The sequence below is a fragment of the Qipengyuania sp. genome (assembly GCF_965277845.1).
GTDB lineage: Bacteria > Pseudomonadota > Alphaproteobacteria > Sphingomonadales > Sphingomonadaceae > Qipengyuania.
The window spans coordinates 988,683-1,004,833 of the sequence record NZ_OZ255844.1 but is presented as its reverse complement, the minus strand read 5'-3'; the positions used below and the strand labels follow the sequence as shown (position 1 = coordinate 1,004,833).

The following is a 16,151-nucleotide window of genomic DNA, read 5'->3' as shown; positions in this document are numbered from 1 at the left end:
GAGCGTGTTAGCTAGGCACAACAGCGCGGCTGCGCAAGCGTGAGCGGTTTCCTATGGGGCGCAATGGCGATAGGGGCCTTCGCATGGACGGGAAATCTCTCCTGTTCGCAACGGATTCCGGGCCAAAACGAGCCTCGGCGTGTTTTGCTCCTGAACCGTGTTCCATGTGTTCCATCCCGTAGGAAACCCAGCGATGCAGAACGATGAAAGCGCCATCCCGCAAAGCGACCCCTTCGCCCTGTTCGAAGTGTGGTTCGCCGAGGCGAAAGGGAGCGAGCCGAACGATCCCAATGCCATGGCGTTGGCGACCGCGACGCCAGACGGCCTTCCCTCGGTTCGCATGGTCTTGCTCAAGGGGCACGGCCCGGACGGCTTCGTGTTCTACACCAATGTCGAGAGCCGCAAGGGCGAGCAGATCCGGGCCAATATGCGCGCCGCACTGCTGTTTCACTGGAAGAGCCAGCGCCGTCAGATCCGCATCGAAGGCCCGTTGGAAGAGGTCACCGAGGCGGAGGCCGATGCCTATTTCCATTCACGCCCGCGCGTGTCGCAGATCGGCTCGGCTGCGAGCGACCAGTCGCGTCCTTTGGCCGATCGCCGGGTCTATCTCGACCGCGTTGCGGCGATAGAGGAACGCTATCCGGAAGGCGACATCCCGCGTCCCCCGCATTGGACGGGGTTTCGCCTGAGCCCCCGCAGGATCGAATTCTGGCATGATCGGCAATATCGCCTGCACGATCGTCGTCTGTTCAGCCGGGACGGCGCGGATGATGCCTGGTCCAACACGCTGCTCTATCCGTGAGCGACAACCGCGCCTTGCTCGCCCGTTCGGCGGCGATGGCCTCCATTTCGGTGGCCGTGGTGCTGGTCGCCCTGAAGACCTGGGCGAGCTGGCGCACCGGCTCGACCGCCATGCTCGGCAGCCTGGCCGATTCGGCGCTGGACCTCATAGCCAGCTTGGCGACGTTGACGGGCGTGTGGATTGCCTCGCAGCCGGCCGATGAAGAGCATCGGTTCGGCCATGGCAAGGCCGAGGCGCTGGCGGCGATCTTCCAGGTGATGCTCATCGCGCTGTCGGCCTTCGGTATCGCGGTGCGTGCCATCATGCAGCTTGCCGGGCAGGGAGAAACCGCCGCCGCGGAAGAGGGGATAGCCGTCTCGCTGATCGCCATCGTGCTGACCTTCGCCCTGCTGGGCTGGCAACGTTACGTCATGAACCGGACGCGCAGCCTAGCAATCCAGACCGATCACCTGCACTACAAATCGGACCTGTTCCTCAACCTTGCAGTCATCGCCGCCCTGGTGCTCGACCAATTCATCGGAATCGGGATAGCCGATCCGCTCTTCGGTCTGGCCATTGCCGCCTGGCTGGGCTTGGGTGCCTGGCGCGGCGCGAGCGAAGCGGTCGACGATCTGATGGATCGCGAATGGCCCGAGGACAGGCGGCTCGCATTCATCGAGGCGGCGTCGAAGCACCCCGAACTTTCGAACCTGCACGATCTGCGCACCCGCACCAGCGGCAATCGCGACTTCGTGCAGTTCCACGTCGACCTCCCGCCGCTCATGACGATCGAGGAGGCCCACGACATTATCGAGCGCGTGGAAGCGGATCTTTGCGCGCAATTTCCCGGAATGGAATTGCTGATTCACATCGATCCGGAAGGCCATGTGGACGAACCCGACAACCCGCTGGCCGAGGATAACGAATTCGCCAAACTGGAGAAAGACGAATGACCGCCAAGCTGCCCTACTGGCATGTCGATGCCTTCGCAGACCGGCCCTTTGCCGGAAACCAGGCGGCGGTCATGCCGCTCGAGCACTGGCTCGACGATCCGGTCCTGCAGGCGATCGGCGAAGAGAACAATTTCGCCGAGACAGCCTTCGCCGTGCGCGATGCGAGTGGCGAAGCCGATTGGGAACTGCGCTGGTTCACCCCGACCGAAGAGATTCGGTTGTGCGGCCATGCGACGCTTGCCAGCGGACACGTCTTGCTGACACGCGACGGCGGCGAGCGCGTGACCTTCCGCACGCGCAAGGCGGGCGTTCTCGAAGTGGCGCGCGCGGAGGCGGGTTACGCGCTCGCTTTGCCGGTGATCCGCACCGAGCCCGGCGAATGGGCCGAAGCCGTGGCGCTGCTCGGGGCAACTCCGGCAGAGGTGTGGCTCAGCCCCGATGGCTACGGCGTCTATCTGTTCGACAGCGAGGATGAGGTGCGTGGGCTGGATCCCGATTTGCGCGGATTGCGGGCTTTGGGGAACGACCAGTTCATCTGCACCGCTCCCGGTGAGGAGACCGACGTTGTGAGCCGTGTCTTCGTGCCCGGCGGCGGAGTCGACGAGGACAGCTTCACCGGTTCGGCGCATGCCGCGCTGACCTATTTTTGGACCGAGCGGCTGGGCCGCGACAGCTTCACCGCGTTCCAGGCCTCGCGGCGCGGCGGCCGGGCGACCTGCAGGCGCGAAGGCGACAAGGCGGTGCTGTCGGGACCCTGCGTGACCGTGGTCGAGGGCAGCTTCTTCCTGCCCTAGGTTTCCGGATAGAGTTCGATCACATCGGCGAGCTGCTGCAGCATCTCGATCCGCTCTTCGCGGTTCGAATGGCCGAGCCGCACGACGGTCAGCTTCTGGGACGGGGAGACGAATACATACTGCCCCATGTGGCCGGCCAGCGCAAAGGCGCTGTGCGGTGCGCGATCCGGAATCAACGGGTGTTCCTCGCCCTCCGGTAGCGGACGATTGAGCCAGGTCTGCAAGCCGTAATGCGGACTCTTCGGGCTCGGTTCGACCATTGCCTCGACCCATTGGCGTGGGACCAGCTGCTCGCCGCGATAGGAGCCCTTGTTGCGCAGCAGTTCCCCCAGCTTTGCCCAGTCGCGCGCGGTGGCGTGAATCAGACTGCCACCGATGAGCGTGCCCGAGCGGTCGAATTCGGGCACCACGCTGGTCATGCCGAGCGGGGCGAACAGCCGCGCATCGAGATAATCGGCCACCGCCTTGCGCCGCACGTCGGGGTCCCTGCTTTCGGTCAGCGCGCGCGCGGCAATGTCGGCGAGGATGACTGTGGTATTCGACGAATATTCGAACTTTTCGCCCGGTTCGGCCTCGAGCGGTTGGGCGGTGGCATAATCGGCCATATCGTCGCGCCCGTCGAGAAACAGCATGCGCACTTCGGCGCTCTCGTAGGGCGGTTCGCCCGCTTCGGTATGTTCGAGCCCGGCACGCATTTGGAGCAGATGGCGCAGCGTGATCTCCGCGCGCGGATCGCCGGTGCGCTGCCAGCGCGGGACCGGCGCCGGGGCATCGAGCCGCAATTGGCCATCGGCAACCAGCATGCCGATCATCACCGCGGTAAGGGTCTTCGCCATCGACCAGCTGACGAAACGCGTGTCTTCGTCATAACCCGGCGCATAGCGCTCCACCGCCAGCCTGCCGCCGTGATAGACGACCAGCGCGCGCGTTTCGCCGAGGCCGTCGAGTGCGAACAGGTCGTCGGCCGCGCGCGCCAGCGGCCTGGTCGGCGCTCCGGGATCGGCTGTTACCGCAGCCAACGCCTCTTCGCTGACGGGCGGTTCCTCGACCGGGCCGGGGGAGCCGCAGGACGCAAGGCTTGAGGTGGCGAGGGCAAGCGCGATAAGGGGGGCGGTCCGCGTGGTCATGGCCCGCGTCACTCGCACGAAGGAATCCCGCTTGGCAACGGCCAAAACACGCTCCCGCAAGTCGCGCCTCTGGTTGTGGTCGGTTCTCCTCCTGGTCGCGCTGCTCGGTGCGGCCTGGCTCGCCTGGGGTGAAGGCCTGCGCAAAACCGGCGGGGTCGGTTCCGCCTATGCCGCGCGCGTTGCCTGCTCGTGCCGCTTCGTTGCCGGGCGCAGTCTCGGAGATTGCGCCAAGGACAAGCTCGAAGGGATGGAGCTGATCTCGCTGAGCGAGGACGCGGCAACGAAGAGCGTGACCGCCTCGATCCCCTTGGTCGCATCCGACACCGCCAGCTACCGGGAAGGCTATGGCTGCATGCTGCAGGAGTGGAAGGGTTAGGCGGCGACCTGGCTGGTCGATTCGATCCAGCCCCCGCCGACGACCCGGTCGCCTGCATAAACGACCGCCGCCTGCCCCGGCGCTACTCCGAACTCCGGCGTTTCGAAGCGGATCGTGGTGGTCGCCCCGTTGCCGAGCGCCCCGTCCAGGATGATCGGAACCGGCTTGGCGAGGCTGCGTACCTTGGCGGTCAACGGCACATCGGGCAGCGGACCGATCCGGTTGGTTTCGATGATCCGCGCCGCGGTCACCGCCAGCATGCGCTTGGGGCCGACGCGGACCTGCGCGTTTTCGGCATCGATTCCCACCACATAGAGCGGTTCGGGCTGCCCCCCTATCTCGAGCCCGCGTCGCTGGCCGACGGTATAGTGGATCACCCCCTTGTGCTGGCCGAGTGTCTCGCCGGTGGCGGCGTGGACGATGGCACCGGGGCGACCGCCCTCGGGACGCATCTTCTTGACGATCTTCGCATAATCGCCGTCGGGCACGAAGCAGATGTCCTGGCTGTCGGGCTTGCCCGCATTGCGCAGGCCGGCACTTTCGGCCAGCTCGCGCACCTCGGCCTTGGGCATTCCGCCGAGCGGGAAGCGCAGGAAATCGAGCTGCTGCTCAGTCGTGGCATAGAGGAAATAGGACTGATCGCGTGCCGGATCGGCGGCGCGGTGCAGTTCGGGGCCTGCCGGACCGATGACCCGGCGGACATAGTGGCCGGTCGCGAGGCAGTCCGCCCCCAACTCGCGCGCCATCGCCAGCAAGTCGGTGAACTTAGGCCCCATGTTGCAGCGGATGCAGGGTACCGGCGTGCGCCCGGCAAGATAATCGTCGGCGAAGGTCTCGACCACCTCTTCGCGAAACGCGCTTTCGTGATCGTGGACGTAGTGCGCGATCCCGAGCCGTTCGGCGACGGCGCGCGCATCGCGGATATCGTCGCCCGCGCAGCATGCACCCTTGCGCCCGGTGGCGGCGCCGTAATCATAGAGCTGCAGCGTGATGCCGATGACTTCCGCGCCGGTGCGCGCCGCCAGCGCGGCAACGACCGAACTGTCGACGCCGCCCGACATCGCGACGACGATACGGCATTCGGCTGCCGGTCGTGGCAAGTCGAACAGAGCGGCGGCCTGGTCCGGCGAAAGGGTTGCAGTTTCGGGCATGCAGCGCCCCATACACATATTGGGGGCTTGCCACCAGTAGCCTACCGTAAGCGCCACATGCGATGTTTCATGGAACCTTTACCATGCGCGCTTATCCACAGCGCCTATGTTTGAACGAAACATCGAAGGGGCAGAGCATCAGGAACCGCGTGACACGGCGGATTTGCGCCAGTTCCGCTGGACCGACCTAGTGGCCAAGCTCGCTGCGACTCGGGACTTGCGCGATGAACTGGACAAGGTCGAGGGCGGGTTCAACGCCTTCGGAGAAGCCCGCCGCGAAGGCGTCCAGGAAAGTGAATCGCCTGTTAACCATGATGCTTTAAGCGATGGCAAAGCAGCGCGCCTAGGCCTTGGACGAGCCGCAAACGATGCGGTGCAAGGCGATAGAGAGAAAGAATGATCGAAAACCAGGACATCCGCCCTGCCCAGGTTATCGGCCCACTCGGGGAGCCGCTGACCCTTGACGACCTGCCCTCGCCCAACACGAAGCGCTGGGTCGTGCGACGCAAGGCGGAGGTGGTGGCTGCCGTCAATGGTGGTCTGCTGACGATCGACGAGGTGCTCGAGCGCTATTCTCTCAGCCTCGAAGAATTCGCATCGTGGCAGCGTGCAGTCGATCGTTCGGGAATGCAGGGCCTGCGCGTGACGCGTATCCAGCACTATCGCGACCTCTACGAACGCCAGCTCAAATACTGACCGCACCGCGACATTTCGCGCGGGAACCAACTCACCGCACACACGCTCCACCTCTCACTCCGGGACGAAATCCGGGGAACTGTCCGCCGCTTCCGCTCATTGAAGAAGCATACGGGCGGCGGGTTTAGCAGGAGGAATTGCAATGGGTTGGATTATCGCGATTATCGTAGGCGGTATCATCGGCTGGCTGGCCAGCCTGGTGATGAACCGCGATGCCTCGATGGGCATCTTCTGGAACATCGTCGTCGGCATCGTCGGCTCGTTCATCGGCGGCTTCATCGGCTCGATGATCGGCGTCGGCGCGACGCTGACCGAGTTCAGCGTACCTGGCCTGCTGATGTCGCTCCTGGGCGCCATCGTGCTTCTGGGCATTGCCAATCTCGTGCAGCGCGGCCGCGTGCGCTGATCGGCCAGTTCCCGCATCATTTCAGGGGGCGGGGCGCCAAATAGGCGCTCCGCCCCTTTGTTTTTGCTCGGATTGCGACGCGATCGACTGTTGTGCGCGAGCGACATTCGTCCAGCCATACACGCCTCCGGTCGAACCCTCGATTGCCCAATCCCGGGCCGAGGTCTATCGCCCGAATGCGAAATTCTTGCGCTGAGTGATATAGCAATGTAATACACTGCTCTTCGACAGCGCTTCTGGGGCAGGTACGAAATGAATTACGAAGCCGGAGTGATAGCGGAAAAGGGCGAAACGATTTCGGTCGATTTCGAACCCGTTGACCAAGCCGCGGAAGAAAAGCGCCGCTCCGATCGCCGCAAGATAATCATCATCGCGGTGCTCATCGTGCTCGGCCTGGCCATTGCGGCGTTTTTCGCGATGCGGGGCAATGGTACGACGACTCCCGCGGGCGACGAAAACGCACAGGCACCCACCGTTACGGTCGTGACGCCCGGCCGCACCACGGTCGAGGGTCAAATCACCGCCACCGGTACATTGGCCGCGCGCCGCGAGATGCCCGTCGGCGTCGTGGGCGAGGGTGGCCGAGTCGTTTCGGTGCCGGTCGATGCTGGCGATTGGGTGCGCCAGGGCCAGGTGCTGGCGAGCATCGACCAGTCGGTCCAGTCGCAGCAGGTCCAGAGCGCCGCCGCCAATATTCAGGTCGCGCAGGCCGATGCCAATCTCGCGCAGGCCAATCTCGACCGTGCGCTGCAGCTGGTGGAACGCGGCTTCGTCTCCACCGCCGATGTCGACCGCTTGACGGCCACGCGCGATGCCGCGGTGGCGCGGGTTCGTGTGGCACAGGCGCAATTGCGCGAGCTGCGCGCCCGCAACGCACGCCTCAACATAGTCGCGCCGGCATCGGGCTATGTGCTCGAGCGCAACGTCGAGCCTGGCCAGACGGTGAGCGCCGGCTCGCCGGCCCTGTTCCGGATCGCGCGTGGTGGAGAAATGGAGCTTGCTGCCAAGCTCGGTGAGAGTGATCTTGCCAACCTCACGGTTGGAACCACCGCGCAGGTCCGCCCCGTCGGAGTAGACAAGCTTTTTACCGGTTCGGTCTGGCAGATTTCGCCGGTCATTAGCCAACAGGATCGGCAAGGCACGGCACGGATTGCGCTGCCCTACGCTCCCGAGCTGCGCCCCGGCGGATTCGCCACCACGATCATCGCCAGTGGCACAATCGTCGCGCCGATTCTGCCGGAATCATCTGTTCTGTCCGATGACAAAGGGAGCTATGTCTACATCATAAACTCCGAAAACAAGGCAGAGCGGCGCGATATCGAGATCGGGCAAGTTACCCGTGCGGGTATCGTCGTCAACAGCGGGCTAACCGGCCGTGAGCGCGTCGTTTTGCGCGCGGGCGGCTTCTTGAATCCTGGCGAATCGGTCAATCCGCAGACGGCTGAATCGAACTAGGGGCGCAGGCAATGGGTTTCCGAAACATCTCCGCGTGGTCGATCCGCAATCCGATCATACCGCTGGTCGCATTCGTCGCGCTACTGCTGGCGGGCCTGATCAGCTTCGCACGCATGGACGTGGTCAACAATCCGGATATCGAATTCCCCGCGGTGAACGTCGTAATTTCGCAGCCCGGCGCCGCACCGACCGAAATCGAAAACCAGATCACACAGAGGATCGAAAGCGCGGTCCGCTCGCTTAACGGTGTCAAGAACATCAGTTCCACCGCCAGAGAGGGAAGCTCTCGCACCTTCGTCGAATTCGAAGTCGGAGTCGATCCCAACGACGCGACCGCCGAAGTCAAGAATGCCGTCGATTCCGTACGCGGTTCCCTGCCTGACGGAATTTTAGAGCCGCGTGTGACGAAGGTCGACGTCGCCGGAGGGTTCCTCGGCATCTACGCCATCGAGGCGCCCGACATGACCATCGAACAGCTAAGCTGGTTCATCGACGATTACGTCGCAAAACAGCTGCTTTCGATTGATGGCATGTCGGAAGTCGGGCGGTTCGGCGGCGTGGACCGAGAGATCGAGGTGGTGCTCAATCTCGCCCGCATGCAGGCATATGGAGTCACCGCCAGCCAGGTGAACCAGGTGCTACGGGCCGACAACATCAATACTGCCGGCGGTATGGCTGAAGTCGGCGGGACGCGCCAGTCGGTTCGGGTCCTTGGCAATACCGAGAGCGCATTCGAATTGGGCGAACGCCAAATCCGGCTTCCGACCGGAGCGACAGTCAAGCTTTCCGATATCGCCACCGTGCGCGACGGGTTTTCCGAGCGCAGCTCGATCAGCGAAGTGCGCGACCGCGAAGTTGTGAATTTCTATATGTCCCGAGCCAAGGGTGCTTCGGACGTAACGGTCTTCGAGGAGGCGAAGGTCAAGATCGAAGCGATGCAGGCGGAAAACCCGAACATCACGTTCATCCCTCTTTTCAACACGGTCCGTTACACCCAGGATCAATACGACAGCTCGATGGCGGCGATGATCGAGGGCGCGATCTTGGCCGTGGTGGTGGTCTTCTTCTTCCTCCGCGATTGGCGCGCGACACTGATCAGTGCGGTCGCAATTCCGCTTTCGGCGATCCCGACATTCTGGTTCATGGACCTGCTGGGGTTCAATCTGAACTCGCTGTCCTTGCTGGCGCTGGCGCTGGTGGCTGGCGTGTTGGTCGATGATGCCATCGTCGAGGTCGAAAACATCGTCCGGCACATGAGGATGGGCAAGACCGCCTACCAGGCCAGCATCGATGCCGCCGACGAGATCGGCTTGCCCGTGGTCGCCACGACCATGTGTATTGTCGCCGTGTTCCTGCCTGTCGGACTGATGCCGGGAATTTCGGGCCAGTTCTTCAAGAACTTCGGTTTGACCGTGGTCGTCGCCAGCCTCATGAGCCTTGCGGTCGCGCGAATGATCACGCCCATGCTGGCGGCCTATTTCATGAAGGCCAAGGGCGAGGGCGCACATGGCGAGGGCCGGTGGATGGATCGTTACATGCGTGTCCTCGCCTGGTCGCTCGACCGTGCGAAGATGCGCAACAGACGTGAAGGGGTGCCCGCCCCAAAGCATCGCTGGCTCTATGTCTTGTCGCTGTTGGTTGTGGTCCTTGGCCTGCTGGCCGTTAGCGGCGCTGCGACCTTCTTCTCGTTCCAACTTATCGAAGAAGCGCAAATTCCGGCTGCGATTGCCGGTTCGCTCGTGAGCGATCCCTATTCGCTTGGGCATGCACTTCTTGCTCGCCCTCTGCAGTTGCTGCAATTGGCGCTGGTCGTGATCATCGGCCTCGCGGCGAGCATCGGAATGCTGGCATTGTTCAATTCCGGGACGCGCATCCTGAGCGAGCGTCTGCACCTGAGCTGGCGCTATCTCCATGCACGCTTTTTCGATCACAGGATATGGATGCTGGGCCTCGGCTGGTTCTCCTTCCTGCTGACCATCCTGCTTTTCGGCCAACTGCCGTTCCAGTTTCAGCCGGAAACCGACGATGCGAACAGCCAGATCGAAATCGAGATGGTCCCCGGCACGACGCTTGAAACCACCAAGCGCAAAACGGATGAGATTGCCGATCTGCTCTACGAGCAGCAAGAAGTCGAAATGGCGCTCGAGCGTATTCGCGAGGGCAACGCGACAATCTACATCACACTCAAACCGGATCGCGAGCGGACCTCGATCGAATTTCAGCGCCAGCTTGCGCCGCAACTCGCGCAGATCGCCGATGCGCGTGTGCGGTTCCAAGATATGGGTGGCCCCGGTGGCAGTGGAAGCGGCCGCGACCTCACGATCATGTTGGCGGGGTCCAACCCCGATCTTCTCAACGAGACGGCGGGCCGCTTGGTCGAGGAAATGAAGGGGCTCGACAGTATCGTTGCGCCGCGCATTACCGCAGACATCCGTCGTCCAGAGATCATCATCAGGCCGCGCACGGGCTTGCTCGCCGAGCTTGGGGTATCGACTGCGGCACTCAGTCAAACGATACGTATCGCCACCATGGGCGAGATCGAACAGAATGCGGCGAAGTTCTCGCTGTCGGATCGTCAGATCCCCATTCGGGTCCGTTTGCCAGTCTCTTCCCGCGAAGACCTTACGACACTCGAAAATTTGCCAGTACCGACGATAAGCGGCGGATCGGTGCCGCTTGGGCGGGTTGCCGACGTCGAATTCGGCTCGGGACCGACCACGATCCAGCGATACAACCAGAACCGCAGAGTGTTTGTCGGCGCGGATGTTGCAGACGGGGTCTTGCGCGGTGACGCGATGCAAGAGATCGAGAGCCTCCCCACTTTGGTGGATCTCCCGCAGGGCGTAATCAGGGATGCGGTCGGGCAGGACGAGTTGCAGCAGGAACTGCTCGCCAATTTCGGCGTTGCGCTACCCGCCGGAATCTTCCTCGTCTTTGCCGTGCTGGTACTGCTCTACAAGCGCTTGATGAGCCCGCTGGTCAATATGACCAGCCTCGCGCTAGCGCCGCTCGGGGGGGTATTCCTGCTGTGGTTGGTTGGCCAACCTTCCTCCATGCCGGTGCTGATCGGTGTCCTGCTACTGCTTGGGATTGTGTCGAAAAACTCAATTCTGCTTATCGATTTCGCGATCGAAGCAATGGACAGGGGTGTGTCGAAAATCGAAGCGATCATGGATGCGGGTCACAAGCGCGCGCAGCCCATCGTCATGACTACCGTTGCCATGACCGCCGGTATGGTGCCTGTGTCCCTCTCCGGCGTGCTCGGCTCCGGCGACGGCGCCTGGCGCGCGCCGATGGGCACGGTGGTTATCGGTGGCCTGATCCTGTCCACGTTGCTGACGCTGCTCATCGTGCCGGCAGGCTTCAGCCTGGCCGATGGCTTCGAGAAGCGGGCCGGCCCCTGGCTGCGCAATCGCTTGCTCACCTACAAGGATGGCGACGACACACGCGGCATCATTGGTGACGGCTCGCCCGCACCCGGGGTCGAACCCGCCGAGTGAGTAGCCGCCAACACGTGGGGCTGCGCTTTACCGGGCCTCCGATCCCGCCCGAGCGCGCTCGTATGATGCGCCGCACCGCGACCGGGCTGATCGTGCTGATGGCGGCGCTGTTCCTTTGGTCGGGCCGCTACCTCGATGCGCATCCGGCCTGGGGGTATCTCCATGCCTTCGCCGAGGCGGCGATGGTCGGCGGGCTGGCCGACTGGTTCGCGGTTACCGCGCTGTTCCGCCGACCGCTTGGCCTGCCGATCCCCCACACGGCGATCATTCCGGAAAACAAGGACCGCATCGCCGACACGATGGCGGGTTTCCTGCGCGAGAATTTCCTGACCCCCGCAGTCGTCGGGCGCCGGATGGGGGCGATGAACCTCGCCCACGCGGTCGGCAGCTATTTGGCCGATCCCAAGTCGACCAGGGACTCGCGCATCCGCGCGGGGGCCGGCGAACTGGCGATCGAGGTCCTCGAATCGCTCGATCCCGACCGGCTCGGGACGCAGGTTAGGAGCGGTATCAAGACACAGCTGGGCAAGCTCGAGATCGCACCGCTGCTGGGTGGCATGCTCGAGGCGATGATCGCCGACGGGCGTCACAAGCCGCTAATCGACAAGATCATCCGCTGGGCGGGCCTCGTCCTCGAAGACAATGAGACGATGGTGCGCGACATGGTTCACCGGCGTGCCAATGCGGTGCTTCGCTTTACCGGGCTCGATGAACGGCTAGCCAATTCCGTTCTCGACGGACTCTACAAGCTCCTGGCCGAAGTGCTGGTCGAACCCCAGCACCCGCTGCGCGACAAGATCGAGGAAGGCCTACAGGAACTCGCAAAGGGCCTGCGCGAGGATCCCGAAATGCAGGAGCGGGTCGAGCGCATGAAGCGCGAACTGCTCGAGAATCCGGCGATCGGCGAATGGTGGCAGGGCGTATGGGAACGGCTGCGCGCAAACCTGATCCAGACGATTCGCAGTTCGGGCGGGACGGGCCACGGCTATGTCGGCGAAACGCTGGGCGAACTGGGCGCGGCGTTGCGCGACGACGAGCGTCTACAGCGCCAGGTCAACCGCTTTGCCCGGCGGACCGCCGTGGGCGTGGCGACACGCTATGGCGATCAGATCGTTCGCCTCGTGTCGGAAACGGTGAAGCGTTGGGATGCGCAGACCATTACCGACCGGGTCGAAAGCGCCGTCGGCCGCGACCTCCAGTTCATCCGCATCAACGGCACGCTGGTCGGCGGACTGGTCGGCATGACCATCCACACGCTCGATGTCTATGTGATCTAGTCTAGCAAGCTTATTTGGGGTCCGTCTCGCAGAGTAAGCCGTCCGGTCGACCAAACGATGCGCCCCTCGTTCACTGCGTTTCCGTAGGCGTCACGATGGCACACTATATTTCGCACCTGCCGCTCCCACATTTGCTCACCTGGCCTTGTTCTTGAGAGAGCGCGATCCATTGGATTGAGATCGGCAAAATGCGGCAAGGCTCGGCGGATTTGCGCGATAGTGGCGCTCCCGCCAGCATCCCACAGATACGCCTCGACGGCGGTCGTGATTTCGGCTTCGTCAATTCGATTGCCCATTGGTTTCTCCGACAAAAAAGGGGCGGTGGTTATCCCACCGCCCCGATATTTCATGCGTAAGCGATCAGCTTCCACGTGACGGCCGCGTTGCGATACGGGGGCATAGTATCCCCCTCCGCAATCGGTGCCGTGGTCGAGGGAGAGGACTGGGCCTCCCACACTCCGGATTCCGGACACTTCTCACCGGTCCGGGCGGTGGTTCCGAGGGGCTTAAGTGCCATTTCCCGGATCCTTTCAATTAGCCGCTTGGACATGACACGGCTTGATTGGGATGCCGAGGACCACTAGACTTGGAGCGCTTAGCAAAAGCTCCGTCGTGGTATGCCCACCTCGGATGGGGTCATCACTACATGTGGTGGCCCCTATTTGCTTGGCGATCCGGCAACCTGTAGACTCCCTTCTTCTTGGGGACGCTCTCAATGGTCCCGGCTTGTGCCATCCGGTACATTTTATTGCTAATGTACGTCCGTTTGTACACCTCTCCGGTCATTCGAAAAAGTGCCACTAGCACTTCATCAAGATTTGCGATTCCGTTTAGGAATCCAAGGCTGTTGACAATCTTTTCCTCAAGTTCGTCCGTCTTGCCGACCTGTAGTTGCTCACGCAGTTCCTCGGGTAGATCACGCAAATCACCCACACGGCGGCCAAAATTGTTCGGGAGAGAATCGTCGTTCATGTCACCCGTTTAGTGTTATCCCGCTCTCTGCGCAATGACCTCCCTGCATTTTATCGTGCAAATTGCAATGCAACATGAATGTACAAAAAAAGGGCCCAGCCTTCCGACTGAGCCCTCCATTCCATGCTTTGCCTCCGCGCTAAAGCTTTTCGGTCAGCTCCGGCACGGCCTTGTAGAGGTCGGCGACCAGGCCGATGTCGGCGACCTGGAAAATCGGGGCGTCCTCGTCCTTGTTGATGGCGATGATGGTTTTCGAATCCTTCATGCCCGCAAGGTGCTGGATCGCGCCGAGATACCGATGGCGATGTAGACTTCCGGGGCCACGATCTTGCCGGTCTGGCCGACCTGGTAATCGTTCGGGACATAGCCCGCATCGACTGCCGCACGGCTGGCACCGATCCCGGCACCGAGCTTGTCGGCGAGCGGGGTAATGACTTGCTCGAAGGTTTCGGCGTCCTTGAGCGCGCGGCCGCCCGAGACGATCACCTTGGCGCTCGTCAGTTCGGGGCGATCGCTTTCGGCGATTTCCTCGCTGACGAAGGTCGAGATCCCGGCATCGGTCGGACCGGATACCTCTTCGATCTCCGCCGAACCGCCGGTCGCTTCGGCCTTGTCGAAGGCCGTGCCGCGAACCGTGATGACGAGCTTTTCGTCCGAGCTCTCGACCGTCGCGATGGCGTTGCCGGCATAGATCGGCCGGGTGAAGGTCTTGTCGCCTTCGACCGAGAGGATGTCGGAAACCTGCATCACGTCGAGCAGCGCGGCGACGCGCGGGGCGATGTTCTTGCCGGTCGTCGTGGCGGGCGCGACGAAAACGTCGTGATGCCCCATGAGGTCGGCAATCAGCGGAGCGACGTTCTCGGCCAGAGCGTGTTCATAAGCTGCGTCGTCGGCCAGATGCACCTTCCCCACGCCCGCGATCTTGGCGGCTTCCTCGGCCACGTCGCGGCAGCCCGATCCGGCGACCAGCAGGTGGACTTCGCCGAGCTTGGCGGCGGCAGTTACCGCAGCCAGCGTGGCGTCGGCGACGTGTGAATTATCGTGTTCGACCCAAACGAGTGTCTTCATTTTAGAACCTCTAAGTCCGTTTGCCCTGAGCTTGCCGAAGGGCCGTACTTTTCGTCACCCGAGCGCCCGGAGAAGGACGGTGCTTCGACAAGCTCAGCACGAACGGGTGAGGGGTGGTATTCCTATGCGATGCCGAGCGCTTTGATCTTGGCGACCAGCGCATCGACGTCCTCGACCTTCTCGCCTGCCTGGCGGACCGGCGGTTCGGAGACGTTGGTGGTCTTGAGGCGCGGAGCGGTGTCGACGCCGTAGTCGGCCGGGCTCTTGGTATCGAGCGGCTTCTTCTTCGCCTTCATGATGTTGGGCAGCGAAGCATAGCGCGGCTCGTTCAGGCGCAGATCGGTGGTGACGATCGCGGGCAGCGTCAGCTTGACCGTCTGCAGGCCGCCGTCGACCTCGCGCTTCACGGTAACGTGATCGCCCTCGACCTCGACGGTGTTGGCGAAGGTGCCCTGCGGACGGCCCATCAGCGCGGCCAGCATCTGGCCGGTCTGGTTCGAATCGTCGTCGATCGCCTGCTTGCCCAGCATCACGATGCCGGGCTCTTCTGCCTCGGCAATCGCCTTGAGGATTTTGGCAACCGCCAGCGGTTCGACCTCGTCATCGGTCTCGACCAGGATCGCGCGGTCTGCGCCCATGGCGAGCGCGGTGCGCAGCGTTTCCTGCGCCTTGGCCGGACCGATCGAAACAGCGATGATCTCTTCCGCCTTGCCAGCTTCCTTGAGGCGGATGGCTTCCTCGACGGCGATTTCGTCGAACGGGTTCATGCTCATCTTGACGTTGGCAAGATCGACGCCCGAGCCATCGGCCTTGACGCGCGGCTTGACGTTGTAATCGATCACCCGCTTGACGGGGACGAGGATTTTCATGCGAGTACCTTCCTCTCGATTCAGAACTGTGGCGCCCACCTAGCTTGCGTTTACGTAAACGTCAAGTAAGGCGGCAGGCCGGAACGCGACACTTGGACGATCCCTCGCGCGGTGCGCGAGGCAGGTCAAGCGGCGGATGGCTCAGTCTTTACTATGGTTGGCGCGAGGCATAGTTTCACGCTCCCGAGACAGGAGGTGTCCCATGCGCGTCTGGCCCCTAATCGCTACCGTTTCGGTGCTGATTTCCGCTCCCGTACTGGCGCAAGAGACCCGCACGGCGCCCGATGACGACGTGCCGCCCCCGGCCACGCTGGAGCAGATGGACTGGCTGGTCGGCCAGTGGGCGGGCGAGGGCATCGGCGGTCAGCCCGCTTATGAAAGCTGGCTCCCGCCCGCGGGCGGTACGATGGTCGGCACCTTCGTCCAGCAGGCCGACAATGAGACGATCCGCTTCACCGAGCATCTCTATCTGATGGAAGAGGGCGGCACGCTGGTGTTGCGCCTAAAGCATTTCAATGCCGACCTCACCGGTTGGGAGGAGAAGGACGACATGCTCACCTTCCGCCTCATTGCAGTTGAGCCCTGCGCGGCATATTTTCGCTCGCTGACGCTGCGCTGCAATGGCGACGACGGTCTGCTCGCCGCTGTCCGCATGAAGAGCGACGCCAGCGAGATCAAGGAACTTGTATTCCGCTTCGAGCGGATGGACTGAGCGAAGGTAGTGCG

At 62.9% G+C, this 16,151-nt stretch carries 15 protein-coding genes and 1 pseudogene; 11 read left to right on the top strand and 5 right to left on the bottom strand.

Features of this window, described 5'->3' with window-relative positions:
* Nucleotides 1-193 precede the first annotated feature (193 nt).
* From pdxH to ACQY4G_RS04915, 3 genes are read left to right on the top strand one after another with little or no spacing between them, the layout of a single operon-like run.
* Nucleotides 194-802, top strand: coding sequence for a pyridoxamine 5'-phosphate oxidase (gene pdxH, locus ACQY4G_RS04925; protein ID WP_421993412.1), 609 nt, complete (start codon nt 194-196; stop codon nt 800-802).
* A complete protein-coding gene (locus ACQY4G_RS04920; protein WP_291168298.1) occupies nt 799-1,734 on the top strand; it encodes a cation diffusion facilitator family transporter in 936 nt (311 codons plus the stop codon). Before pdxH ends, ACQY4G_RS04920 begins: the two co-directional genes overlap by 4 nt.
* Nucleotides 1,731-2,528, top strand: coding sequence for a PhzF family phenazine biosynthesis protein (locus tag ACQY4G_RS04915; protein ID WP_421993410.1), 798 nt, complete (start codon nt 1,731-1,733; stop codon nt 2,526-2,528). The genes ACQY4G_RS04920 and ACQY4G_RS04915 overlap by 4 nt, the downstream gene beginning before the upstream one ends.
* Here the strand turns inward: ACQY4G_RS04915 and ACQY4G_RS04910 are convergent.
* A complete protein-coding gene (locus ACQY4G_RS04910; protein ID WP_421993408.1) occupies nt 2,525-3,655 on the bottom strand; it encodes a serine hydrolase domain-containing protein in 1,131 nt (376 codons plus the stop codon). The genes ACQY4G_RS04915 and ACQY4G_RS04910 overlap by 4 nt on opposite strands.
* A gap of 31 nt (nt 3,656-3,686) precedes the next feature.
* On the opposite strand from ACQY4G_RS04910, the gene ACQY4G_RS04905 reads away from it, so the two are divergent.
* On the top strand, nt 3,687-4,031 hold the full coding sequence (locus ACQY4G_RS04905; protein ID WP_421993406.1) for a hypothetical protein: 345 nt from the start codon (nt 3,687-3,689) through the stop codon (nt 4,029-4,031).
* Here ACQY4G_RS04905 and mnmA read toward each other — a convergent pair.
* A complete protein-coding gene (gene mnmA / locus ACQY4G_RS04900) occupies nt 4,028-5,182 on the bottom strand; it encodes a tRNA 2-thiouridine(34) synthase MnmA (RefSeq protein WP_421993404.1) in 1,155 nt (384 codons plus the stop codon). The two genes, ACQY4G_RS04905 and mnmA, sit on opposite strands and share 4 nt — an antisense overlap.
* Before the next feature lie 106 nt (nt 5,183-5,288).
* On the opposite strand from mnmA, the gene ACQY4G_RS04895 reads away from it, so the two are divergent.
* The 6 genes from ACQY4G_RS04895 (at nt 5,289) to ACQY4G_RS04870 (ending at nt 12,516) form a co-directional block, all read left to right on the top strand.
* Nucleotides 5,289-5,582, top strand: a complete 294-nt coding sequence (locus ACQY4G_RS04895) for a hypothetical protein (RefSeq protein ID WP_067691962.1) — start codon at nt 5,289-5,291, stop codon at nt 5,580-5,582.
* Complete coding sequence (locus tag ACQY4G_RS04890; RefSeq protein ID WP_067691959.1) at nt 5,579-5,878, top strand: DUF1153 domain-containing protein; 300 nt, start codon at nt 5,579-5,581, stop codon at nt 5,876-5,878. The genes ACQY4G_RS04895 and ACQY4G_RS04890 overlap by 4 nt, the downstream gene beginning before the upstream one ends.
* 142 nt (nt 5,879-6,020) lie before the next feature.
* Nucleotides 6,021-6,284 carry a GlsB/YeaQ/YmgE family stress response membrane protein gene (locus ACQY4G_RS04885; protein WP_067691956.1) on the top strand — a complete coding sequence of 88 codons (264 nt, stop codon included), beginning with the start codon at nt 6,021-6,023 and terminating at the stop codon, nt 6,282-6,284.
* Between the two features lie 252 nt (nt 6,285-6,536).
* Nucleotides 6,537-7,739 carry an efflux RND transporter periplasmic adaptor subunit gene (locus tag ACQY4G_RS04880; RefSeq protein WP_421993402.1) on the top strand — a complete coding sequence of 401 codons (1,203 nt, stop codon included), beginning with the start codon at nt 6,537-6,539 and terminating at the stop codon, nt 7,737-7,739.
* A gap of 11 nt (nt 7,740-7,750) precedes the next feature.
* A complete protein-coding gene (locus ACQY4G_RS04875) occupies nt 7,751-11,239 on the top strand; it encodes an efflux RND transporter permease subunit (protein ID WP_421993400.1) in 3,489 nt (1,162 codons plus the stop codon).
* Nucleotides 11,240-11,304: 65 nt separating this feature from the next.
* Nucleotides 11,305-12,516 (top strand): DUF445 domain-containing protein, encoded by a 1,212-nt coding sequence (locus ACQY4G_RS04870; protein WP_421993562.1) that lies wholly within the window; start codon nt 11,305-11,307, stop codon nt 12,514-12,516.
* Between the two features lie 642 nt (nt 12,517-13,158).
* Here ACQY4G_RS04870 and ACQY4G_RS04865 read toward each other — a convergent pair.
* The 3 genes and pseudogenes from ACQY4G_RS04865 to ACQY4G_RS04855 form a co-directional block, all read right to left on the bottom strand.
* Nucleotides 13,159-13,488 (bottom strand): hypothetical protein, encoded by a 330-nt coding sequence (locus ACQY4G_RS04865; RefSeq protein WP_421993398.1) that lies wholly within the window; start codon nt 13,486-13,488, stop codon nt 13,159-13,161.
* Nucleotides 13,489-13,627: 139 nt separating this feature from the next.
* Nucleotides 13,628-14,556: pseudogene (locus ACQY4G_RS04860) on the bottom strand (electron transfer flavoprotein subunit alpha/FixB family protein).
* Nucleotides 14,557-14,678: 122 nt separating this feature from the next.
* Entirely contained in the window at nt 14,679-15,425 is a 747-nt protein-coding gene (locus tag ACQY4G_RS04855; protein WP_421993394.1) for an electron transfer flavoprotein subunit beta/FixA family protein, read from the bottom strand.
* A 202-nt stretch (nt 15,426-15,627) separates the two neighbouring features.
* On the opposite strand from ACQY4G_RS04855, the gene ACQY4G_RS04850 reads away from it, so the two are divergent.
* Nucleotides 15,628-16,137: a DUF6265 family protein gene (locus ACQY4G_RS04850; RefSeq protein ID WP_421993392.1), complete on the top strand. Its 510-nt coding sequence runs from the start codon at nt 15,628-15,630 to the stop codon at nt 16,135-16,137.
* Nucleotides 16,138-16,151 lie beyond the last annotated feature (14 nt).